The following is a 22,298-nucleotide window of genomic DNA, read 5'->3' on the forward strand; positions in this document are numbered from 1 at the left end:
GCCTACTGCGGCACGCTCGCGCTCGACTGCAGGCCCGACTCCGTGATGATGCTGCCGACCACGACGAAGGACGCCCGCGACCAGAGGCCCGTGTCGCTCGAGTCCTGGTCGATCGCCGGCGTCCCCCAGAGCACCTCGAGGCGGCTGTCGTCGGCGGTGATCTTGATGACGTGGGCGTTCGCCTGCTTCGCCGCGCCCAGATCGAACGTGGTGACGAGCTTGAGGCTCGTTCCTGCGCTCTGGTAGATCGCGAGCTGCTCGGTCGAGGAGGTTCCCCCGGTGCACCAGAGGGGCGTGGCGATCAGGGTCGCGCTTCCGGGGCCGAACGTGCCGAGCGCGATGAGGTCCTGCTTGAGGCGGCCGCGCGCGTCGGTCACCCAGGGCAGGCCCACCTCCTGACCGGCCTGACCCGTGAACGCCGGCAGCCGGCCCGCCTCGAGGGTGCCGGCCGGGGCGGTGCACAGCGCAGGAACCGGCGCGCTGTCGAGCCACTGCACCATCTGGGCATCGGAGACCGCCGGCGAGGTCTTCGCCTTCGTGGACGGCGCCGACGTGACGGTGGGCAGGGGCGTGCTGCTGCCGCCGGGCGCGCCGGGGATCAGCGCGCATCCGGTCAGCGCGACGCACAGCGCCACGACCACGGAGGCCGTCGCCGTTCGCATCGGAGAGATCGGGAAGGACATTCGGGTGTCGCATTCTTCTCACGTCGACTTAGCGAAAAAGTCGACAGATATTCAGTTAGCCGGAGCTTAGACGGGTTCTCTGCCGAGCGACAGTGGACAGCCTCGATGCGTCCCTGCGGTCACCCGCCGCACGGCCGAGACCCTAAGCTGGATCGCATGCCCCGGGATTCACGCGGTCACCTGACCCCCGGCCGGATCTCGCCGCAGCGTCCGGTCCCACCGTCGATCGACCGTCCCGAGTACGTCGGCCACGCCGAGCCCCACGAGACCGGTCTGGGCGACCTCTACTCCCCCGACGAGATCGAGGCCATCCGCCGCAGCAGCCGCATCGCCGCCGACGCCATCACGGCCGTCGGCGAGGCGATCCGACCCGGAGTCACGACCGACGAGCTCGACCGCGTCGGCCACGACTACGTCGTCTCGCACGGGGCGTACCCGTCGACGCTCGGCTACCGCGGCTACCCCAAGTCGGTTTGCACGTCGGTCAACGAGGTCATCTGCCACGGCATCCCCGACGACACCGTCCTGGAGGACGGCGACCTGATCAACATCGACATCACGGCCTACCTCGACGGCATGCACGGCGACACGAACCGCACCTTCGTCGTCGGGGAGGGCACCCCGGAGGTCGTCGACCTCGTCGAGCGCACCCGCCTCGCCCTCGAGCGCGGCATCAAGGCCGTCGCGCCGGGTCGCGAGGTCAACGTCGTCGGCCGCGCCATCGAGATGTACGCCAGGCGCTTCGGCTACGGCGTCGTCCGCGACTACACCGGGCACGGCGTCGGCCGGGCGTTCCACTCGGGGCTGATCATCCCTCACTACGACGCTCCGCAGTTCGACGACGTCATGGAGGTCGGCATGGTCTTCACGATCGAGCCGATGCTGACCCTCGGCGGCATCGACGCCGACATCTGGGGCGACGACTGGACCGTCGCGACCCGCGACCACTCGCTCACCGCGCAGTTCGAGCACACGCTCGTCGTCACCGAGCGCGGCGCAGAAGTTCTCACCACCTATTAGCGTTCAAACGAGAGGCACGACCGTGGCAAACAAGGCTGTGGGCATCGACATCGGCGGCACCGGCATCAAGGGCGCGATCGTCGACGTCGAGACCGGCGAGCTGGTCACCGACCGCATCAAGAAGTCGACCCCGAAGGGCGGCGAGCCCGACGACATCGTCGGCGTCGTCAAGGAGATCCTCGACGAGCTCGGCGACGATGCGAGAGACCTGCACGTCGGCGTCTGCTTCCCGGCGGCGATCATGGACGGCAAGACGCTGTCGGCTGCGAACGTGTCGAAGAAGTGGATCGACTTCGAGGCCGAGAAGCTCTTCGAGAGCACTCTCGGTCGAGCTATCCACTTCGTGAACGACGCCGACGCCGCCGGCTACGCCGAAGCGCGCTACGGCGCCGCGAAGGGCGTCGACGGCCTGGTCATCATGACGACGCTGGGCACCGGCATCGGCACGGCGCTGATCAACGACGGCGTGCTGATCGTGAACGCCGAGCTCGGCCACCTCGAGATCGACGGCAAGGACTACGAGACGAAGGCGTCGTTCGCCGCCAAGGAGCGCGACGAGCTGTCGTGGAAGCACTGGGCCAAGCGCCTGCAGAAGTACTACTCGCGCCTCGAGGCGCTGCTGTACCCGAAGCTGATCGTCGTCGGCGGCGGCGTGTCGAAGCAGTACCACGAGTTCCTGCCCCTGCTCAGCCTGCGGGCCGAGATCGTGCCGGCGAAGCTGCGCAACAACGCGGGCATCATGGGTGCGGCCGCTCTGGCCGCGGAGTCGCAGCCGGAGTTCTGATCTCTCGAAGGGACTGATCTCCCAGAGAGACTGATCTCCCAGGGAGACTGATCTCCCAGGGAGACTGATCTCCCAGAGAGATCCGGGGGCGAATGGGCCGGCTGCTACGCCGGGTTCTGTCTTGCCGTGTGGCGCCTCTCGGCGCTGCACGGCATGGACGGTCATCTATCTCGGCGCTACGTTGCCGCAGCGCTCCAGCGGTCTACCCGAGAACTCGGCGAGCCGCCTGAATCGTTCTCTGTCTGACCTTGCTCCGGGCGAGGTTTACCGAGCCGGCCGGTCACCCGAACCGCTGGTGGTCTCTTACACCACCGTTTCACCCTTACCCCGGCGACCTCCGAAGAGGTGCGCCGTGGCGGTCTGCTTTCTGTTGCACTGTCTCGCGGGTTGCCCCGGGTGGGTGTTACCCACCGCCCTGCTCTGTGGAGCCCGGACGTTCCTCGGCGCCGCACCCGGAGGTGAGGCGACGCGACCGTCTTGCCGACCCATTCGCGTCACCCAGTCTAGAGGGGTTCAGATGCCCGACTCGTCGGTGCGCACCAGGATCGCCTCGCTGTCGGGGCAGAGCACGACGTCGTCGGGGGCGGCGGCGCGCACCATGGCCAGGTCGCTGCCGGTCAGCTCCACTCCGCTCGCGCTCGACACGCGGGCGCGGAGGTGCGAGGCGCCGACTCCGTAGCGCTCGCGCTGGCGTTCGTACAGGGCCAGGAGGTCCGCAGGAACTCGGCCCGCGAGCGTCGCCCGATCGGCCGTGGCCTGCACGCGCTCGCCCTCCACGACCTCGAGCGACGCATCGCGCGCAGCCTCGAGTGCGGCGCGGGCAGCACCGAGCTCGTCGAGCTCGCCCCGCGTGCCGGCGACGACGCCGTTCGCCCCTTCGAGCCGCTCCATGACCTCGAGCTCCGTGTCTTCGAGGTCGCTCTTGCGGCCAGCGAGGGCGGCGAGCTCCTGCTCGAGGGCCTGGATGTCTTTCTGCGACGAGGAGGTCTGCAGGCGCGCGTTGTCGCGCTCGACGCGGGCGTCGACGACGGCGACGTCGGACTCGACGCGGGTCAGCTCGCGCTGGGCCGCCTCCGAGACGGCCTCCTCGGAGGTGAGGCGGACCCGCAGGGACGCGACCTGCTTCTCGATGTCGGCCAGCTTCGCGTTCTCGGGAAGGGCGCGAGCGCGGTGCGCGAGCTGCTGCAGCGACGTGTCGAGTCGCTGCAGGTCGAGCAGGAGGGCCTGGTCGGCGGGGCTGGCTGTCAATGGCATGGGGTTCTCACTCGGATCGTGTGTCGAAAAAGGGGGCGGGTCAGCGGACGACCGCGAAGTCCCAGGGGTCGGTGCGGAGCTCGCTCACGGTGATCTCGACGCCGGGCAGCTCGGCGCGGAGCTCGACTGCCGCCTGCTCGAGCCACAGCCACTCGCTCGCCCAGTGCGAGATGTCGATGAGGGCGGGGCCTCGGCCGAGCAGCATGCGGTCGCGGGCGTCGGAGGCGGGGTGGTGGCGCAGGTCGCTCGTGATGTACACGTCGGAGGCGACGACCGACGGGTCGTCGAGGAGGGAATCGCCGGCCCCTCCGCAGAGGGCGATCGTCTCGACCACGCGGTCGTGGTCGCCGGCGACGCGGACTCCCCCGGCCGTCGGCGGGAGGAAGTCCGAGAGGGCGCGCGCGAGGGTCATGAGGGTTATCGGCTGCGCGGCGCGCCCGACGATCCCGATGCCCGTGTCAGGCGTACTCGCCTCGATGGGACGCTGTCCGGTCAGCCCGAGGCGCGAGGCGATGGCGCGAGATGTGCCCGTGACGACCACGTCGGCGTTCGTGTGGGCCGCCAGGAGGGCGCAGGATCCCCGGATCAGCCGAGCGATCACGGCGCCCTTCGTCGTCGACTCCGCCACCGTCGTCACGCCGCGGAACAGCAGCGGGTGGTGCACGAGCAGCAGATCGGCCCCGACCTCGACGGCCTCGTCGGCGGTGTCGAGCACGGCGTCGACGGCGAGGTGGATGCGCCGGACCTCCGAAGCGGGATCGCCGACGGCGAGCCCCGGGGAGTCCCAGGAGGAGGCGCCGCTGAGGGGCCAGAGGCGTTCGACGGCTGCGCCGACGGCATCGAGTGTGACCACGCCTCCCAGCGTAGTCTGCGCGGACCTCGCGCCCAGGACGCCTACGACGCCGGGGCGGACTCGCTCGTGCGGTCCACGACGACGACCACGACGAACGCGAGCACCAGGGCCGCGACGCAGCCGGCGACGACCGACAGGAGCGTGTCGACGCCCTGCACGTTCGCGAGCGAGAGCAGGTAGCCCTGCCAGGCGAACTCGGGTGCGGGCGAGGTGACGAGGCCCTCGCCGACGGCCGTGCCGAGGACGAGCCCCGCGACCAGCGCGGCGCCGGTGCGGCCGGTCGCCGCCCCCGAGGAGCGGAGCCGGAGAGCCTGACGGCCCGCGACGATGCCGAGCCAGGCGGCGGCGAGGACGGAGACCGCCGCCAGGGCGCCGGACACCGCGAGGGGTGCTCCGACGGCGGTGGTGACGATGCCGGCGATCACGACCAGCGCCGCGAGGACGGAGAGGGCGGGGATCGCCGTGCGCGTCAGCGTGAGCGACGACGGGGCGGGCTTCGCGGCGGCCCGAGAGGCCGGGGCTGCCTCGCCGGGAGTGTCGAGCAGCTCCTCATCCGAGATGCGTGCGCGCTCGACGTGCGCGTTGGTGCTCACTGCGGGGTCGGGCACCGTGCCGGCGGGGATGATCGGGGACGTCTCGATGACCGGCAGGATGCGCTCGGGCACGAGGGCCTCGCCGGTCGGGGCCTGGTCGATCGTGATGAGCACGGGCGGCGGGGACTGCACGATCGAGATGACGGTGGGGCCGGTCTGGATCGGGATGACGCCTGTGAAGTGCAGTCGGGTCCGCTCCAGCTCTTCGAGTGCCTCGTCGGTGCCGATCCGCTGGATCTGCGCCTCCCACTCGGCGAAGCGGCGCGCCTCGGCGAGTCGGAGCTTCATCTGAGCCTGCACGATGCCGATGAGGTCGATGGTCGCGGTGTCGGTGGTGTGGCGCTCGACCAGGGGCACGAGGACGTCGTCGTCGAGGGACCCGCGCTGAGGCGGAATCGGGTATCCGCGCTCCTCGTCGGTCAGCCCGTCGTCGATCGGCTCGGGGACGTCGCCGGGAGCGTACGGAACGGTCTCTTCGGGGAACGCCTCGTCGGGCTCGGTCTCGTCGGGCTCGGTCTCGCTGGGCCTGGTCTCGCTGGGCCTGGTCTCGTCGGGCTCGGGCGCGACCGGAGTCGCCGGCGCGGCGTCGAACGCGGACCGCGGCGACCGGGGCAGCGTGTCTTCGATGAAGGCGGGATCGTCATCCGCACGGACGATCGGGACGCCGTCGGCGGGAGTGTAGATCGCGTGTCGGATCGGGTGCTCGTCAGCGTCCATGATGGCCGTCACCGTCCCCGCCACACTCGATTCCCGCTGGTACTTCATGGCGGAATGATATGTGCTCCCTGCCGCCGTCGGCGGGGGGACGCGCCGGGGAGCGGGTTAACCCGCCCGGCTCCGGCGTCAGGCGGTGGCGCGAGGGACGGCCTCGGGCAGGTCATCCTGCAGACGGGTGGGAACGGAGTGATCCGCGACGTACGCTGAAGACGACCATCGCACCAACAGGGGGAATCGCTCCATGCACCGTTCCATTCGTCGCGTCGCCATCGTCGGCCTCGCGAGTCTCGTCGTGTCCGGGTTCGTCGCCGTCGCGGGGGTCGCGCCGGCCGATGCCGCCACCACCGCACCGACCGGCATCCGCGGCTTCGACGTCAGCCAGTACCAGGGAGCGATCTCGGACGCCAAGTGGTCGTCGCTCTACAGCGGCGCGTACAAGGCGCGGTTCGTGTACATCAAGGCCAGCGGTGGTGTGAAGGTCGTCAACGACAACTTCGCTGCGCAGTGGAACGGCTCTCTCAAGGCCGGCTACGTCCGCGGCGCCTATCACCTGGCTGCGCCGAACGTGGGGACCGCCTCGACGAACGCCGGCCGCGCCGTGCAGCAGGCCGACTACTTCAACTCGCAGAGGTCGAAGACGCCGCAGGGGGCGCTCTGGTCGCCCGGCGGATCGACTTTGCCGCCGATGCTCGACCTCGAGGTCAACACGAAGGCCCAGCAGCCGGACATCGGTGCCTGCTATGACATGTCGCAGTCGGAGATGCGCTCGTGGATCTCCGCGTTCTCGGCTCAGGTCGCCAAGAACACGACCCGCATCCCGGTCATCTACACCAACGCCGACTTCTGGGCCAGGTGCGTCGGCAGCTCGACCACCAGCTTCACCGCCAACCCGCTGTTCTTCGCGAAGTACACGTCGAACGCCGCCGCGGGCCCCGGAGCGGTCCCGAAGAACTGGGCGGCGTGGTCCCTCTGGCAGTACTCCGACAAGGAGTCGCCCTTCCCCGGCGACCAGGACGCCTACAACGGCACGATGACGTCGCTCCGCCTGCTGGCCGATCCGACGTACCAGTTCACCAACACGCCGACGACGCGCCTGCACGACTACAACGCCGACGGCAGGACCGACATCCTGGCGATCACCTCGACCGGCACGCTCTACGACTACCGGGGTGACGGAAAGGGCGCCTTCCTCTCCCCCGCCAACGTGTCGCTCGGCACCGGCATGAACTCGTACAACGCGTTCGCCGCCGTGGGCACGGCGACGTCGAGCGGCAACCCGGGCCTCTACGCGCGCGGCACCTCGGGCTCGCTGTACTACTTCCCCGTCAGCCCGAAGGGCTCGCTCGGCACGCGCGTGACCGCGGCGTCGGGTTGGTCGACCATGACGAAGATCGCGTCGGCGGGTGACTTCAACGGCGACGGCTACGCCGACATCACCGCGGTCGACAAGGTCGGCGTCCTGTGGCTCTACCTCGGTGACAAGACCGGGAGGTTCAGCGGCCGCGTGCAGCTGGCCTCCGGCTGGAACTCCAAGAACCTGGTCGTCGGCGGTTCCGACTTCAACGGCGACGGGTACTCCGACCTGCTGGCTCGCGACTCGTCAGGCGGTCTCGCCCTCTACACGCACATCCCGACCGTCGCCGGCCTCGTCAAGACGACCGTGCCCCAGACCGGCTGGAGCAACTACACGAAGATCTTCACGCCCGGCGACTTCACCGGCGACGGCAAGGCCGACCTGATGGCCATCGGCAAGTCGGGCCAGATGTACGTCTTCGCCGGCACGGGCGACTCCGCGAACCCGTTCCCGTCCCGCAAGGCCGTCGGCACGACGACGAGCTGGGGCTCGCGCACGTTCCTCGGCTGACCCCGACGGCTCAGGGCCTCGCCCACAGCGAGTTGTCGTAGCGGGCGTCGTTGGCGATGAGCCTCCAGCCGGCGGCTATGCCCGCCGGCCAGTTCCTGCGCGTGATGACGAGGTCGGTCGTCGGCATCGCGTCGCCGGTGTCGATGACCGGCACGACGGTCGGCGCGAGGAAGAACTGGTACGCGTTCTGGCTGATGGCGGTGCCGGTGACGGGGCGGAGCGGGTTGCGCCTGACGTCGAACGAGACGCTGGCGCCGGGCTCCTTCTCGACGAGCGGCGCAAGCACGAACGCGCTCGCGTACGAGGAGTAGGCGGGCACGACGGTGCGCGCCTGGCCGACGATCGACCCCGCGAGGGCGAGAGCGACTGCGGCGGTCAGCATCCAGGTCGGGCCGCGCGGGATCCTTCGGAGCACGAGCAGCAGAGCCAGGGCCGCTGCGGCGACGAGCGAGGCCTGCACCGCGGGCACTGTGACCTCGCGGCCGTGGTGCCAGGTGAACGGCGACAGTCCGAGCACGTTCATGGCGTTCCAGCCGGCCCGGGTCTCGCGCGAGGCGGGCACGGCGGCGGCCGCGAGCAGGCAGTAGGCCGCGGCGGCGGCGATCAGGGACGCGAGAACGAGGGCCGAGTTCCTGAACCGGTGCCGGGGTCTCAGCCGCACGAGCTGCACGAGCCCCAGGAGGGCGACCAGGTCGGTCGCCGGCTGCAGGTACCGGCCGTAGAAGAACAGGTCGAGGCGCTCGCTCCGGCCGACGGCGTGGCTCACGTAGGTGACGCCGATGGCGACGAGGCCCAGGAACGCGACCGCGCCCCACGACGCCCACCCGAACCGGCGCGCCCGCACCTCGGCGACCACGGCCCGCACGCCGAGCAGCACGCCCGGGATCGCCAGGCCCGCCGTCGCCACCAGCGCGTACCAGGCCTGGCCGCTGCCGCCGAGCGCCGTCGGGCCGGCTTCGCTGCCGAGCAGGCGGGCGATCCCCGTCGACTCGCGGGCCGTCGATCCGTAGACCGTGAGCTCGAGATGGCGGTAGACGGCGTAGCCTGCCCCTGCGACGAGCAGGGCGGGGAGGGCGAGGGCGGCGGCGGCACGCCGGTTCTTGCGGCAGAGGAGGAGGGCTGCCCAGACGAGAGTGGCCGCGACGAGCGGCGCCAGGCGGCCGTGGGTGACGAACGCGGCGCCCGCAAGGGCACCGGCGGCCGCGAACCAGCGGCGGTCGCCGGTCTGCGCGGCGGCGACTACGGCGAGGGCGGTCGCGGCGACGAGGAGGCCGGCGAAGCTCTCGGCGAGGGCGAATCCCGCCAGGAGGGCGTGCGCCGGAAGGGCGACGACGGCGCACGCGGCGAGGAGCGACTGCCCGGTCGTGAGACCGAGGCGTCGGCCGAGGAGCGCGAGCACGGGGATCGTCGCGACCTGCGACAGCGCCGAGAGCACGACCGCGCCCTGGTACATCGCCAGCGGGTCGCGGAACGCCCACCACAGCGGCACCAGCACGAACGACCAGCCCGGGTAGTACGAGCCGGCGTCGAGCTGCAGGTGCGGCCCCCCGGCCAGCGCGATGGCGTTGGCGAGGTAGCCGATCTCGTCGCCGAAGAACACCGGCGAGCTGCGCGTCGCCCCGAGGAACAGCAGGAGCGCGACCGTCACCGTCACGGCAGACACGGCCGCCGTCGTCTCGAGGCGCAGTCGATGTCGGCGCGGCACGGCGGCCTCCGCCGGCGTGCTGCTCTCGACGGTGGTCACGTGCGGCACCCTAGCGGGTGCGGGTGGCGGGGCGTGGCACTGCGGGTGCGGGAGTGGGCCCTACCGGGCTCGAACCGATGACATCCACGGTGTAAACGTGGCGCTCTACCAACTGAGCTAAAGGCCCGCAGCACTCCGTCGGGAGCGTGCGCAGGGTCCATGCTAGCCAAGACCGGCCGAGAGGATGATGCGCTTTCGGGGCGCGGCGGGCTAGCGTGCCGTCATGAACGCTGCTGCTCAGGGTTCGCGCGGGGGCGGCGCGGATCTGTCGGGTCGAGACCTTACTGTCGACCTCGCCCGGGTCGCCTGCGTGCTCCTCGTCGTCGTCATCCACGTGCTGATGGTCGGCGTGGGTGTCGACGCGTCGGGCGGGATCGTCACCACCAGGCCCCTCGAGGGCGAGTCGTGGTTCGACGCGGCCACCTGGGTCGGGCAGATCATGCCGCTGTTCTTCGTGGTCGGCGGGTTCGCCAGCGCCACGGCGTGGGCGTCGACGAGACGCCGCGGCGGCGACGCCGGCGACTACGTCCGCGGACGACTGCAGCGCCTGGGACGCCCGGCGGCCGGAATCTACGTGTTCCTGGCGGTCGGCCTCCTCGTGGCGACCGCGCTCGGCGTCGACGCCGGGGTCCTCGACGAGACGGCCGCGGGCATCGGCTCCCCGCTCTGGTTCCTCGCCGCCTACGGCATCACGCAGCTGTTCGTGCCCGCGATGGCGCACCTTCAGGCGACACGCCCGGTCGTCACGCTCATCGTCCTGTTCGTCGGCGGTTTCGCGGTCGACGTCGTCCGCTACCAGACCCACGTGACGAACGTCGGGCTGCTCAACCTCGTCTTCGTGTGGCTCTTCGCGCAGCAGCTCGGCTTCGCCTACGCGGCGGGCTGGCTGGAGCGCGCCCGGCCGGTCGTCCTCATCGTCGTGGCGGCGGCGGCGTACCTCGCGATGCTCCCCCTCACCGGATCGCACCGCTGGTCGGCCAACATGCTCGTCGACCTGAACCCGCCGATGACGCCGCTCATGCTGCTGGCCATCGCTCAGCTCTGCCTGCTGCGGCTGCTCCGCCCGGCTCTGGCGCGGCTCATGCAGACGAAGGCGGCGCGGGCCGTCGTCTTTCTGGTCGGCAGCCGCGGCATGACCGTCTACCTGTGGCACCTGCCGCTGCTGATCATCGTCAACGGCGCCCTGCTCGCGGTCGGCGCGCCCTTCCCCGACCCGGGATCGCGGGTCTGGTGGCTGACCCGCATCCCGATGTACCTCGCGGTCATCGGCCTGGCCTTCGCCGTCTCGCTGGTGGTCGGCCGGCTCGAGAAGCCGCCGGCGGCGCTGCCAGCGGGGCGTCGGGGTCCTGCGGCGTGGGTCATCGCGGTGGCGGCCGTCCTGCTGATCGCACCGCCGTTCGCCGTCATGCTCGACGGCCTCGACCTGAGGCTCGCCGTCATCGGCGCGCTCGCCCTGCCGCTCGGACTCTGGCTGCTCGGGCGTCGGCGGGCGGGCGCGGACGCGCCGGCGAGGCCGGGCGAGGCGGTCGTCAGCGAGTTCCTGCGCTAGAACCGCTCTGCTCGCAAGGACGCTCGAGGGGTTCGTCCTTGTGAGGGGGCGCAGGAACTCCGCGCTTCCTCGTGGGGCTCGCACTCACGGGGCGAGATCCTCGCGAAGCGCGCCCTCGTCCTTGGGCAAGGATGACGCTCAGTTCAGGAAGCGGCTCAGTTCAGGAAGCGGATCAGACGCCCACGGGCACGAGCGCGTCGAGCGCAGCCCGGTAGTCGGCCATGTCGCGCGCCTGACCCGGCGCGGTGACGAAATGCTCCTGGATCACGCCGTCGATGTCGATCAGGAACGTCGCACGGTTGGCGAAGCCCTTGTGCTCGAGGAAGACGCCGTACTCCTTCGCGACCTCGCCGTGCGGCCAGAAGTCGGCGAGAAGCGTGAAGTCGTAGCCTTCGGTCTCGGCGAACGATCGGAGCGTCGCCTTCGAGTCGACGGAGATGCCGATGAGCTCGATCCGGTGGTCTTTGAAGAGGGCGATGTTGTCGCGGAGTTGGCACAGCTCGGTGGTGCAGGTGCTCGAGAAGGCGAGCGGGAAGAACACGAGGGCGACTGGCTTGACGCCGCGGAAGTCGGCCAGACGGACGTGCTCGCCGTACTGGTTCGGCAGGTCGAAGTCGGGAGCCCGGACGTCGTTCTCCAGAGCCATGCTGTGTTGTCCTCTCAGATCGTGGCTCGCAGAGGTGGCGCGAGGCACGGCTGGCAATGCTACGCCTGCGCTCCGGGAATGCAAGGACTGCGACTGAGAGGCGCTCCCGGCCGGAGTCAGTAGAGTGTTGTCGTCGGGCCCGACCCGTCCCCACCCCCGGACGATGATGTGCTCGACACGACTGTGTCTGCCTACAAAACGAACGAGGTCAAGGGTGTCGGTAAACGATCAGGATCCGTATTCGGTCGACGATTTCGACAGGGATCCCGAAGAGACCGCGGAGTGGAGAGAGTCGCTCGACGCCCTCGTCGCGACTCACGGCCACGAGCGCGCTCGCGAGATCATGCTCAGTCTCCTGTCGCGGTCGCGCGATCTGCACGTCAACGTGCCGATGGTGCCGACCACCGACTACATCAACACGATCGCCCCCGAGAACGAGCCCCAGTTCCCGGGCGACGAAGACCTCGAGCGCCGCTACCGCAAGTGGATCCGCTGGAACGCGGCCATCACCGTGCACCGCGCGCAGCGACCCGGCATCTCGGTCGGCGGCCACATCTCGACCTACGCCTCGTCGGCCGCTCTCTACGAGGTCGGCTACAACCACTTCTTCCGTGCGCAGGGCGCTCCCGGCGGCGGCGACCAGATCTTCTTCCAGGGCCACGCCTCCCCCGGCATGTACGCCCGGTCCTTCCTCGAGGGCCGCCTCGACGAGCACGCGCTCGACGGATTCCGCCAGGAGAAGTCGCACGGCGTCGACGGCCTGTCGTCGTACCCGCACCCGCGGCTCATGCCCGACTACTGGCAGTTCCCGACCGTGTCGATGGGCCTCGGACCGATCAACGCGATCTACCAGGCCCAGCAGGCCAAGTACCTCACCAACCGCGGCATCAAGGACGCCTCCGACCAGCAGGTCTGGGCGTTCCTCGGCGACGGCGAGCTCGACGAGGTCGAGAGCCGCGGCCAGCTCCAGGTGGCGGCCAACGACGGCCTCGACAACCTGAACTTCGTCATCAACTGCAACCTGCAGCGCCTCGACGGCCCGGTCCGCGGCAACGGCAAGATCATCCAGGAGCTCGAGAGCTTCTTCCGCGGAGCCGGCTGGAACGTCATCAAGGTCGTCTGGGGTCGCGAGTGGGACGAACTGCTGTCCCGCGACGACGACGGCGCGCTCGTCAACCTGATGAATCGCACCCCCGACGGCGACTACCAGACGTACAAGGCCGAGTCGGGCGCCTACGTGCGCGAGAACTTCTTCGGCCGCGACCCGCGCACCCTCGAGCTCGTCAAGAACTACTCCGACGACGACGTGTGGAACCTCAAGCGCGGCGGCCACGACTACCGCAAGGTCTACGCGGCCTACAAGGCGGCGGTCGAGCACAAGGGCCAGCCCACGGTCATCCTGGCGAAGACGGTCAAGGGCTACGGCCTGGGCCCGTCGTTCGAGGGCCGCAACGCGACCCACCAGATGAAGAAGCTGACACTCGACAACCTCAAGAAGTTCCGCGACGAGATGAGCATCCCCATCACCGACGCGACTCTCGAAGAGAACCCGTACCTGCCGCCGTACTACCACCCCGGTCAGAACGACGAGGCGATCGAGTACCTCCAGGCGCGCCGTCGCGAGCTCGGCGGGTACATCCCCGAGCGCCGATCGAAGTTCACGCAGATCCCCGTGCCCGACGAGGCCGCCTACGGCGTCGTCAAGAAGGGCTCGGGAAAGCAGGAGGTCGCCACGACCATGGCGTTCGCGCGCCTCCTGAAAGACCTGCTGCGCGCACCCGGCTTCGGCCACCGCATCGTCCCGATCATCCCCGACGAGGCGCGCACGTTCGGCATGGACGCGTACTTCCCGACCTCGAAGATCTACAACCCCAAGGGCCAGACCTACACGTCGGTCGACCGCGAGCAGCTCCTGGCCTACAAGGAGAGCCCGCAGGGCCAGATCATCCACGTCGGGATCAACGAGGCCGGCGCCTTCGCGGCCTTCACCGCTGCGGGCACCAGCTACTCGACGCAGGGCGAGCCGCTGATCCCGGTCTACGTCTTCTACTCGATGTTCGGCTTCCAGCGCACCGGCGACGCCATGTGGGCCGCGGGCGACCAGATGGCACGCGGCTTCATCATCGGCGCCACCGCCGGCCGCACCACGCTCACCGGCGAGGGCCTGCAGCACGCCGACGGACACTCGCACCTGCTCTCCTCGACCAACCCGGCCGTCGTCAGCTACGACCCGGCGTACGGCTATGAGATCGGCCAGATCGTCAAGGCCGGAGTCGAGCGCATGTACGGCACCGACGACCAGGGCAACGCGAGCCACCCCGACCCCAACGTCATGTACTACATCACGGTGTACAACGAGCCGATGCAGCAGCCTGTGGAGCCCGAGGGCGTCGACGTCGAGGGCATCGTCAAGGGCATCCACCGCATCTCCGAGGCGCAGAACCTGGGGCCGCGCGCGCAGCTCCTCGCCTCGGGCGTCGGCGTCCCGTGGGCGCTCGAGGCGCAGCAGCTCCTGGCCGAGGACTGGAACGTCGCGGCCGACGTCTGGAGCGTCACGAGCTGGACCGAGCTGCGCCGCGACGGCCTCGCCGCCGACGAGCACAACTTCCTCTACCCGAACGACGAGCCGAAAGTCCCGTACCTGACGCAGAAGCTGCAGGGTGCCGAGGGGCCGGTCGTCGCGGTCTCCGACTTCATGCACGCCGTCCAGGACCAGATCCGCCAGTTCGTCCCGAGCGACTACTACACGCTCGGCGCCGACGGCTTCGGGTTCTCCGACACGCGTCCGGCCGCCCGACGCTTCTTCAAGATCGACGGCCCGTCGATGGTGGTCCGCACGCTGCAGGCTCTCGCCAAGCGCGGCGAGGTCGACCCGAGCGTCGTGCAGCAGGCCATCGACCGCTACCAGCTGCACGAGGTGACGGCCGGAACCTCGGGGTCGGCCGGCGGGGAGAGCTGATCCGGTCGTGAGCGCCCCGCGCACTCAAGACCCGGCGGCCAAGAAGAAGACGCTGGCGTGGCTTCGGGCCGTCTCGGGCGAGTTCGCCACCGCGACGATCAAGAAGCTCGACGAGACGCTGCCCTGGTACGGCTCCATGCCACCAGGGCGGCGCTCGGCCGTGGGCCTCGTCGCCCAGGCCGGAATCTCGTCGTTCATCAGCTGGTTCGAGGACCCCAAGGCGACGCCGTGGATCGCGGCGGACGTGTTCGGAGCGGCTCCTCGCGAGCTGCTCCGGAGCGTCAGCCTCCAACAGACCCTGCAGCTGATCCGCGTCACCTGCGAGGTGGTCGAAGACCGCGTGCAAGACCGCGACAGCTACCTCCGCGAGGCGATCCTGCTCTACTCGCGCGAGATCGCATTCGCCGCGGCCGACGTGTACGCCCGCGCCGCCGAAGCGCGCGGCCTGTGGGACGCCAGGCTCGAGGCCCTGGTCGTCGACTCGATCCTCTCGGGCGAGTACGACGACGAGCTGCCGTCGCGCATCGCGGCCCTCGGCTGGCACGGCCACGGCGAGGTCGCCGTGCTCGTGGGCACGGCCCCGCGCATGCTCGACGTCGACGTGCTGCGCCGCACCGCCCGGCACCTCGACGCCGACGTGCTCATCGGCGTTCAGGGGTCGCGGCTGGTCCTCGTGATCGGCCGCGCCGAGTCCGACGCCGAAGACGAGCTCAGCACGACGGCCGCCGACGGTGGTCATCCGGCAGGACGAGTCGCCTCGTCTCCGATCACCGCCGCGCCGGCGACCGCCAAGCTGCATCCGTCATTCACCGAGATCGCGCAGGCACTCGAGCCCGGCTTCGGCGACGGGCCGCTCGTCCTCGGCCACGAGGTGCCCGGGCTCGTCGACGCGTCCGGCAGCGCCAAGGCCGCTCTCGCCGGATTCGCCGTGGCGCGTGCCTGGCGCAACGCACCCCGACCGGCTCAGGCCGACGACCTCCTGCCGGAACGCGCCCTCGCCGGCGATCCCGTCGCCCGGACCACGCTCGTGAACCGCATCTACCGGCCGCTCAAGGCGCATTCGTCCGAGCTGCTGACCACGCTCTGGTGCTACCTCGACAACGGCCGATCCCTCGAGGCGACGGCCCGAGAGCTCTTCGTCCACCCCAACACGGTGAGGTACCGCCTCAAGCGCGTGACCGACGTGATCGGGTGGGACGCCACCGGCGCCCGCGAGGCGCTGATCCTGCAGGCCGCCCTGATCCTGGGCTCGATCGCCGATCCCGACACCCCGACGCGTCGAATTAAGCGCGGAGGCGCCGCCAAGTGAGCGACTCATACAACGCTCGGCCGGATTCTTGGTCGAGTCGCCACAGCGCCGTGGCTCGATTGGTTGGCAGGATGGTCCGGTGATCGTTCTCGTAGCTCCCGGCCAGGGATCGCAGACCCCCGGCTTCCTCACTCCCTGGATCGACGACCCCGCGGCGCGCGCCCAGCTCGAAGAGCTGTCGGACGCATCGAGTGTCGACCTCGTCGCGCACGGCACCTCGTCTGACGCCGACACGATCCGCGACACCGCGGTGGCGCAGCCGCTCATCGTCGCCGCCGGCCTCGTGACGGCCCGCGCGCTGTTCGACCGCGTCGACCGCTCCGCCGTCGCCGGAGTCGCCGGCCACTCGGTGGGCGAGCTCACCGCCGCCGCTCTCGCCGGCGTGGTGTCGGAGGCCGACGCGGTCTCCCTCGTCACCGTCCGGGCGTCCGGCATGGCGGCCGCTGCGGCCGCGGAGCCCACCGGAATGAGCGCCGTCCTCGGCGGCGACGAGACCGAGGTCCTGGCGAAGCTCGCAGAGCTGGGCCTCGAGCCCGCCAACTTCAACGGCGGCGGCCAGATCGTCGTGGCGGGTGCGCTCGACGCCCTCGCCCGCCTGGCCGAGGAGCCTCCGGCCAAGGCCCGCGTCATCGCCCTCCAGGTGGCCGGCGCCTTCCACACCCGCTACATGGGCTCGGCCGTCGACCCCCTGCGCACGGCCGCAGCCGCCATCGCCACGTCCGACCCGACGACGCGCCTCTGGACCAACTTCGACGGGTCCGAGATCGCCGACGGCCGCCGGTTCGTCGACCTGCTCGTCGACCAGGTCGCCTCGCCCGTCCGCTGGGACCGCACGATGGAGTCGTTCACCGCCGCGGGCGTGACCGGGCTCATCGAGCTGGCCCCCGCCGGAGCCCTCGTCGGCCTCGCCAAGCGCGGTCTGAAGAGCCCGTCGGGCGAGAAGCTTCCGACCGTCGCCATCAAGACCCCCGACGACCTCCGGGCCGCCGTCGACCTCCTGCAGGGAGCAGCCTCATGACCCCGACCCTCCTCCAGAACCCCACCCGCGAGTTCACGCGCATCTACTCGTTCGGCGCCGCGCGCGGCGACGTTGTGGTGCCCAACGCCGACATCATCGAGCCGATCAACTCGTCTGACGAGTGGATCCGCCAGCGCACCGGCGTCATCACCCGCATGCGCGCCAGCCGCGACGTCGAGGCCATCGACCTCGCCGAGACCGCGTCGCGCGAGGCCATCGAGAAGGCCGGCATCGACCCGTCGCGGATCGGCGCCGTGCTCGTCGCGACGATCAGCAACACCGTGCCGACCCCGTCGATGGCGGCGCTCCTCGCCGAGCGCGTCGGGGCCAACCCCGCCGCGGCCTACGACATCAGCGCCGCCTGCGCTGGGTACGCCTACGGAATCGCCCAGGCCGACGCCCTCATCAAGTCGGGTATCGCCGAGTACGTCCTCGTCGTCGGCGCCGAGAAGCTCAGCGACATCATCGAGCCGACCGACCGCTCCATCTCGTTCCTCCTCGCCGACGGCGCGGGCGCCGCGATCGTCGGCCCCAGCGACACCCCCGGCATCTCGCCCACCGTGTGGGGCTCCGACGGGTCGAAGTGGGACACCATCGGCATGACCGCCACGACCCGCGCCTACCGCGAGGGAGCCGGCGACATCGCCTGGCCGACCATCCGCCAGGAGGGCCAGACGGTCTTCCGCTGGGCCGTGTGGGAGATGGCCAAGGCCGCGAAGCTCGCCCTCGAGAAGGCCGGCATCCAGGCCTCCGATCTCGCTGCCTTCGTGCCGCACCAGGCCAACATGCGCATCATCGACGAGTTCGCGAAGCAGCTCGGCCTGCCCGACACGGTCGTGATCGGGCGCGACATCGAGACCACCGGCAATACCTCGGCGGCGAGCATCCCGCTCGCCACGCACCGCCTGCTCGCGGAGCACCCGGAGCTCTCGGGCGGACTCGCGCTCCAGATCGGGTTCGGGGCCGGCCTGGTGTTCGGGGCCCAGGTGGTCGTGCTGCCGTAGGGGCCCGAGTTCCTGCGCCCTCGAAGCCGAGCGGAGCCCTTCGAAAACCACCGGTCCAGCGTGCCGTGCACCCGCGCTGACACCGTGCAATAGGATTTACCCCGGTCACAACGACACCTCAAGGAGAGAACAACAATGGCACAGTCCACCGAAGAAGTCCTGGCCGGCCTGGCCGAGCTCATCAACGACGAGACCGGTATCGCCACCGACACCGTCGAGATGGACAAGTCGTTCACCGACGACCTCGACATCGACTCGATCTCGATGATGACGATCGTCGTCAACGCCGAAGAGAAGTTCGACGTCAAGATCCCCGACGACGAGGTCAAGAACCTCAAGACCGTCGGCGACGCCGTGACCTTTATCACCAAGGCTCAGGGCTAGTCGTCCCGCAGCTCGGCCCGCGTCGTCTCGGCGCGGGCCGAGCGCTGTTTCCGGGGCCTGTCGCCCCGATCGTTTAGGAGACCATTGTGACCAAGAAGATCGTCGTCACCGGCATCGGTGCGACCACCCCCCTCGGCGGAACGTTCGCCGACACCTGGACCGCGCTGCTCGCCAAAGAGAGCGGCATCCGCACCGTCGACGAGCCGTGGGTCGAGACGTACGACCTCCCCATCCGCTTCGCGGGCAGCGTCAAGGTCTCGCCCGACGAGGTGCTGACCCGTCAAGAGACGAAGCGCCTCGACCCCTCCAGCCAGTACGCGCTCATCGCTGCGCGCGAGGCCTGGGCGGACGCAGGATCACCCGAGGTCGTGCCCGAGCGCTTCCTGGTCGACTGGGCCACCGGCATCGGGGGCATCTGGACCCTGACGGACGGCATGGACACCCTCCGCGAGAAGGGCGCCCGCCGCGTCCTCCCGATGACGATCCCCATGCTCATGCCGAACGGCCCGGCCGCCGCCGTCTCGATGGCGCTGGGTGCCCGTGCCGGTGCCCGGACCGTCGTGTCGGCCTGCGCCTCCAGCACCGAGTCGATCGCCAATGCGTACGACCACCTGCAGAACGGCGATGCCGACATCGTCATCGCCGGCGGGTCGGAGGCCTCGATCCACCCGCTCCCCCTCGCCGCCTTCGCGGCGATGCACGCTCTCTCCTCGCGCAGCGACGACCCGGCCACTGCATCGCGCCCCTACGACGTCACCCGCGACGGCTTCGTCCTGGGCGCCGGCGGTGCCGCCCTGGTCATCGAGACCGAGGAGCACGCCCTCGCCCGCGGTGCCCGCATCTACGCCGAGCTGCTCGGCGGCGCCGTCACCAGCGACGCCTTCCACATCACCGCTCCCGACCCGGAGGGCACCGGTGGCGCCCGCGCCGTGATCAACGCCCTGGAGCGCGCCGGAGTGGAGCGCACCGACGTCGCACACATCAACGCCCACGCGACCTCGACGCCCGTCGGCGACATCGCCGAGATCCGCGCCCTCGAGCGCGTGTTCGGCGACCATCTCGGCAGCATCGCGATCTCGGCCACCAAGTCGTCGACCGGTCACCTGCTCGGCGGTGCCGGGGCGATCGAGGCCGCGTTCACGGTCAAGGCCCTCGCCGAGAAGACGCTGCCGCCGACGATCAATACGACCCAGATGGACGACAGCATCCACATCGACCTCGTCACCGAGCCGCGCGCCATCGGCGACGAGCCGATCGTGGCGATCTCGACGTCGTTCGGGTTCGGCGGGCACAACGCGGTCGTCGCCCTCAGGTCCGTCTGAGCGGCGGCCGCCTGCGGCGCCGGACCTTCGACAGGCTCCGGTCGTCCGGCGTCTCCGGTGACCACCACCGCTGTCTGAGCGGCGGTCGCCTGCGGCGCCGGACCTTCGACAGGCTCCGGTCGTCCGGCGTCTCCGGTGACCACCACCGCCGTCTGAGCGGCGGCCGCCTGCGGCCGATCCGTGGTCTGGCGGACGCACGAAGGCGCGGTCTCGCGACCGGGCCTTCGTCTTGCACGCCCCCGTGTCGATGGGGCCGCACGTGGTGCAGTCTGACGCGTCTAGCCGACCTTGTGGAGCCACACGACGGGGTTGCCCTCGCCGGCGTGGCGGAACGCCTCCAGCTCGTCGTCCCACGCCTGGCCGAGGGCGAGACGCAGCTCGCGGTGGAGCTCGAGGGTGTTCGATCCTGCGATCTCCATCGCGTAGCGGATCCGGTCTTCGGGCACGACCGTGTTGCCCACGGAGTCGGTCTGCGCGAAGAAGACGCCGAGGTCGGGCGTGTGCATCCAGCGCCCGCCGTCAGCCCCGTCAGACGGGTCTTCGGTCACCTCATAGCGCAGGTGCTCCCACCCGCGCAACGCGGACGCGATGGCGGCGCCGGTGCCGGCGGGGCCCTCCCAGTGGAACTCAGCGCGAAGCGAGCCCTTCAGGACAGGCTGATCAGCCCACGTGAAGTTGACCGCACGGCCGAGGGCTCGACCAGCAGCCCACTCGACATGCGGGCTCAAAGCACGTGGGGACGAGTGGACGAAAAGGACGCCCTGCGCCACCGACGCAGTGTTGGTTGTTGCAGCCACGATTCCTCCGTTCGATTAGGTGCGACTTCCCCATCGACCTGGTGAACGGATGCTTCGTGGTGGTTCTGTGTGAATTATGGCCGATCAAGCCTGGAAATCACAACTGTGTAATCCCCGGGAACCCGGAATCGCCCTCTACTTGGCATCGGCGTACGAGCGCACGGTCGCCACCGTGACAGGGAACAGCACCGGAGCCGACCCGAACAGCAGGCGCCCGGCCTCCGCCGCGGCCTCCTCGACCAGGCCCGCGACCTCGGCCGCACTCTGCTCGGGCGCGTGCACGACGACCTCGTCGTGCAGGAAGAACACCAGGTGCGGCGCGTCGTCGTCGGTGCCGAAGCGCTCGGCCAGACGGCGCCGCAACGACCCCATCCAGCACAGGGCCCACTCGGCGGCGGTGCCCTGCACGACGAAGTTGCGCGTGAAACGGCCCCAGGCACGCTCAGCGGTGCCCACGTCTCCGGTGCCCATCTCCGGCGGGAGCGCCTCGCCACCCGGCTTGGGCGACGTCCGGCCGAGGAGGGTGTGCACCACTCCCCCGTGCTCTCCCTCGCGCGCCGCCTTCTCGACGAACGCGATCGCGTCGGGGAACGCTCTCGTGAGGCGGGGCATGAGGCGGCCGCCGTCGCCCGAGGTCGCGCCGTACATCGCGCCCAGCATGGCGACCTTCGCCTCGGCGCGCGTGGCCAGGGCCCCGGTCGCGACGATCCCCTCGTAGAGGTCTCCGGCGCCGGCCCGGGCCATGGCCCGGTCGCGCGAGAGGGCGGTCAGGATCCGCGGCTCGAGCTGCGACGCGTCGGCCACGACGAGCGTCCAGCCGTCGTCGGCGATCACCGCGCCGCGCACGGCCTTCGGCAGCTGCAGCGCTCCGCCGCCCGAGGTGCCCCACCGGCCCGTCGCGGCGGCGGCCGGGACGTACTCCGGCCTGAACCGCCCGCCGACGATCCACTCGTCGACCCACGCCCAGCCGTTCGCGGCGAACAGGCGCTGCTTCTTCTTGTAGGCGAGCAGAGGCTCGATGACGGGATGCTCCAGCTCCCGGAGCTCCCACTGGCGGGTGGTCCGCACGTCGAGACCGGCGCCGCGAAGGGCCTTCAGCAGCTCGCCGGGCGAGTCGGGGTTGAGGTCGGGTGATGCGAGGGCCACGCGGATCTCGGCGAGGTCGCGCTGCATCGCGGCCGGCCGTGCGCCGATCGACGACCGAGGCCCCAGCAGGGTCGTGAGCAGGTCGTCGTGGCGCTCAGCCGACCACGGGATGCCCCGGTGCCGCATCTCGGCGGCGATCAGCGCGCCCGTCGACTCGGCCACCGCCAGCAGCTCCAGTCGCGGTCGCTCGACGCTGGCCTCGATCGCGGCCCTCTGGCGCAGGAACTCGCCCACGGGGTCGGGCAGCGACTCCGGCTCGACGACGAACAGCGCGCCGGAGTCGTGCGGAGCGGCCTGAGGGGCGTCCCACACGCCCGGGGCCTCCCCGTGGATCTCAGCGCCGACGGCGAAGGCGGAGCGCCGCAGGATCGCATGCAGCAGCCGGAGGTCGACGCAGCGCTCGACCCGGAGGCCGCGCTCCAGCAGCCGCGGGTACCAGCGCGCCGTGTCGTCCCACACCCAGCGCGTCGCCGCGTGCTCGCCCTCGACGATCACGTCATCGATCTCGGACGGCAGGAACTCGCGCCCCTCGCCGACCTCCAGTGCGCCGCCGCGCCCCCGCGTCACCGGCGTCGCCCGAACCCCCTCGCCGGGCAGGCGGGCGAGCACGGTGAACATACGTTCGACTCTACCGGCGCGCGGGATGTCGTCA

Annotated in this window: 18 protein-coding genes, 1 tRNA gene and 1 other RNA gene; 10 read left to right on the forward strand and 10 right to left on the reverse strand. The window is 70.5% G+C overall.

Annotated features, from left to right (window positions below; genetic code table 11):
- Nucleotides 1-2 precede the first annotated feature (2 nt).
- Nucleotides 3-662 (reverse strand): hypothetical protein, encoded by a 660-nt coding sequence (locus tag AC3CBB_RS05995; protein WP_488626339.1) that lies wholly within the window; start codon nucleotides 660-662, stop codon nucleotides 3-5.
- 177 nt (nucleotides 663-839) lie between these two features.
- Between AC3CBB_RS05995 and map the strand changes: the two genes are divergently transcribed.
- Nucleotides 840-1,703: a type I methionyl aminopeptidase gene (gene map, locus AC3CBB_RS06000; protein ID WP_488626340.1), complete on the forward strand. Its 864-nt coding sequence runs from the start codon at nucleotides 840-842 to the stop codon at nucleotides 1,701-1,703.
- A 22-nt stretch (nucleotides 1,704-1,725) separates the two neighbouring features.
- Nucleotides 1,726-2,487, forward strand: coding sequence for a polyphosphate--glucose phosphotransferase (gene ppgK / locus AC3CBB_RS06005; RefSeq protein WP_123504694.1), 762 nt, complete (start codon nucleotides 1,726-1,728; stop codon nucleotides 2,485-2,487).
- Nucleotides 2,488-2,576: 89 nt separating this feature from the next.
- Here the strand turns inward: ppgK and rnpB are convergent.
- From rnpB to AC3CBB_RS06025, 4 genes are all read right to left on the reverse strand, one after another.
- Nucleotides 2,577-2,975: RNase P RNA component class A (gene rnpB, locus AC3CBB_RS06010), an RNA gene on the reverse strand.
- A gap of 25 nt (nucleotides 2,976-3,000) precedes the next feature.
- Nucleotides 3,001-3,741 (reverse strand): zinc ribbon domain-containing protein, encoded by a 741-nt coding sequence (locus tag AC3CBB_RS06015; protein WP_148061123.1) that lies wholly within the window; start codon nucleotides 3,739-3,741, stop codon nucleotides 3,001-3,003.
- A gap of 40 nt (nucleotides 3,742-3,781) precedes the next feature.
- Nucleotides 3,782-4,594, reverse strand: a complete 813-nt coding sequence (locus tag AC3CBB_RS06020; RefSeq protein WP_488626341.1) for a Nif3-like dinuclear metal center hexameric protein — start codon at nucleotides 4,592-4,594, stop codon at nucleotides 3,782-3,784.
- A gap of 41 nt (nucleotides 4,595-4,635) precedes the next feature.
- The gene (locus AC3CBB_RS06025) at nucleotides 4,636-5,952 is read right to left on the reverse strand and encodes a hypothetical protein (protein WP_488626342.1); all 1,317 of its coding nucleotides are present in this window, start codon (nucleotides 5,950-5,952) and stop codon (nucleotides 4,636-4,638) included.
- A gap of 193 nt (nucleotides 5,953-6,145) precedes the next feature.
- On the opposite strand from AC3CBB_RS06025, the gene AC3CBB_RS06030 reads away from it, so the two are divergent.
- Nucleotides 6,146-7,768 carry a GH25 family lysozyme gene (locus tag AC3CBB_RS06030; RefSeq protein WP_488626343.1) on the forward strand — a complete coding sequence of 541 codons (1,623 nt, stop codon included), beginning with the start codon at nucleotides 6,146-6,148 and terminating at the stop codon, nucleotides 7,766-7,768.
- A 10-nt stretch (nucleotides 7,769-7,778) separates the two neighbouring features.
- Here the strand turns inward: AC3CBB_RS06030 and AC3CBB_RS06035 are convergent, their stop codons facing one another.
- Both AC3CBB_RS06035 and AC3CBB_RS06040 read right to left on the reverse strand, forming a co-directional pair.
- A complete protein-coding gene (locus AC3CBB_RS06035) occupies nucleotides 7,779-9,512 on the reverse strand; it encodes a hypothetical protein (RefSeq protein ID WP_488626344.1) in 1,734 nt (577 codons plus the stop codon).
- 54 nt (nucleotides 9,513-9,566) lie between these two features.
- A tRNA-Val gene (locus tag AC3CBB_RS06040) sits at nucleotides 9,567-9,639 on the reverse strand.
- Between the two features lie 96 nt (nucleotides 9,640-9,735).
- Between AC3CBB_RS06040 and AC3CBB_RS06045 the strand changes: the two genes are divergently transcribed.
- On the forward strand, nucleotides 9,736-11,061 hold the full coding sequence (locus tag AC3CBB_RS06045; protein ID WP_488626345.1) for an acyltransferase family protein: 1,326 nt from the start codon (nucleotides 9,736-9,738) through the stop codon (nucleotides 11,059-11,061).
- A 172-nt stretch (nucleotides 11,062-11,233) separates the two neighbouring features.
- On the opposite strand, the gene AC3CBB_RS06050 is transcribed toward AC3CBB_RS06045, so the two are convergent.
- Nucleotides 11,234-11,707 carry a peroxiredoxin gene (locus AC3CBB_RS06050; protein ID WP_123504701.1) on the reverse strand — a complete coding sequence of 158 codons (474 nt, stop codon included), beginning with the start codon at nucleotides 11,705-11,707 and terminating at the stop codon, nucleotides 11,234-11,236.
- Between the two features lie 214 nt (nucleotides 11,708-11,921).
- On the opposite strand from AC3CBB_RS06050, the gene aceE reads away from it, so the two are divergent.
- From aceE to AC3CBB_RS06080, 6 genes are all read left to right on the forward strand, one after another.
- Nucleotides 11,922-14,666 (forward strand): pyruvate dehydrogenase (acetyl-transferring), homodimeric type, encoded by a 2,745-nt coding sequence (gene aceE / locus AC3CBB_RS06055; RefSeq protein ID WP_488626346.1) that lies wholly within the window; start codon nucleotides 11,922-11,924, stop codon nucleotides 14,664-14,666.
- A 7-nt stretch (nucleotides 14,667-14,673) separates the two neighbouring features.
- Nucleotides 14,674-15,975: a PucR family transcriptional regulator gene (locus AC3CBB_RS06060; protein WP_488626347.1), complete on the forward strand. Its 1,302-nt coding sequence runs from the start codon at nucleotides 14,674-14,676 to the stop codon at nucleotides 15,973-15,975.
- Between the two features lie 79 nt (nucleotides 15,976-16,054).
- Complete coding sequence (locus tag AC3CBB_RS06065; protein ID WP_488626348.1) at nucleotides 16,055-16,993, forward strand: ACP S-malonyltransferase; 939 nt, start codon at nucleotides 16,055-16,057, stop codon at nucleotides 16,991-16,993.
- A complete protein-coding gene (locus AC3CBB_RS06070) occupies nucleotides 16,990-17,997 on the forward strand; it encodes a beta-ketoacyl-ACP synthase III (RefSeq protein ID WP_488626349.1) in 1,008 nt (335 codons plus the stop codon). The genes AC3CBB_RS06065 and AC3CBB_RS06070 overlap by 4 nt, the downstream gene beginning before the upstream one ends.
- A 135-nt stretch (nucleotides 17,998-18,132) precedes the next feature.
- Nucleotides 18,133-18,381 carry an acyl carrier protein gene (locus AC3CBB_RS06075; RefSeq protein WP_123504706.1) on the forward strand — a complete coding sequence of 83 codons (249 nt, stop codon included), beginning with the start codon at nucleotides 18,133-18,135 and terminating at the stop codon, nucleotides 18,379-18,381.
- Between the two features lie 86 nt (nucleotides 18,382-18,467).
- Nucleotides 18,468-19,703 carry a beta-ketoacyl-[acyl-carrier-protein] synthase family protein gene (locus tag AC3CBB_RS06080; protein ID WP_488626350.1) on the forward strand — a complete coding sequence of 412 codons (1,236 nt, stop codon included), beginning with the start codon at nucleotides 18,468-18,470 and terminating at the stop codon, nucleotides 19,701-19,703.
- Nucleotides 19,704-19,981: 278 nt separating this feature from the next.
- On the opposite strand, the gene AC3CBB_RS06085 is transcribed toward AC3CBB_RS06080, so the two are convergent.
- Together AC3CBB_RS06085 and AC3CBB_RS06090 are read right to left on the reverse strand one after the other, a co-directional pair.
- The gene (locus AC3CBB_RS06085) at nucleotides 19,982-20,500 is read right to left on the reverse strand and encodes a DUF3145 domain-containing protein (protein ID WP_488626351.1); all 519 of its coding nucleotides are present in this window, start codon (nucleotides 20,498-20,500) and stop codon (nucleotides 19,982-19,984) included.
- 135 nt (nucleotides 20,501-20,635) lie between these two features.
- Nucleotides 20,636-22,264, reverse strand: a complete 1,629-nt coding sequence (locus AC3CBB_RS06090) for a bifunctional 3'-5' exonuclease/DNA polymerase (RefSeq protein ID WP_488626352.1) — start codon at nucleotides 22,262-22,264, stop codon at nucleotides 20,636-20,638.
- Between the last annotated feature and the right edge of the window lie 34 nt (nucleotides 22,265-22,298).

This window comes from Frondihabitans sp. OV104 (assembly GCF_057787745.1).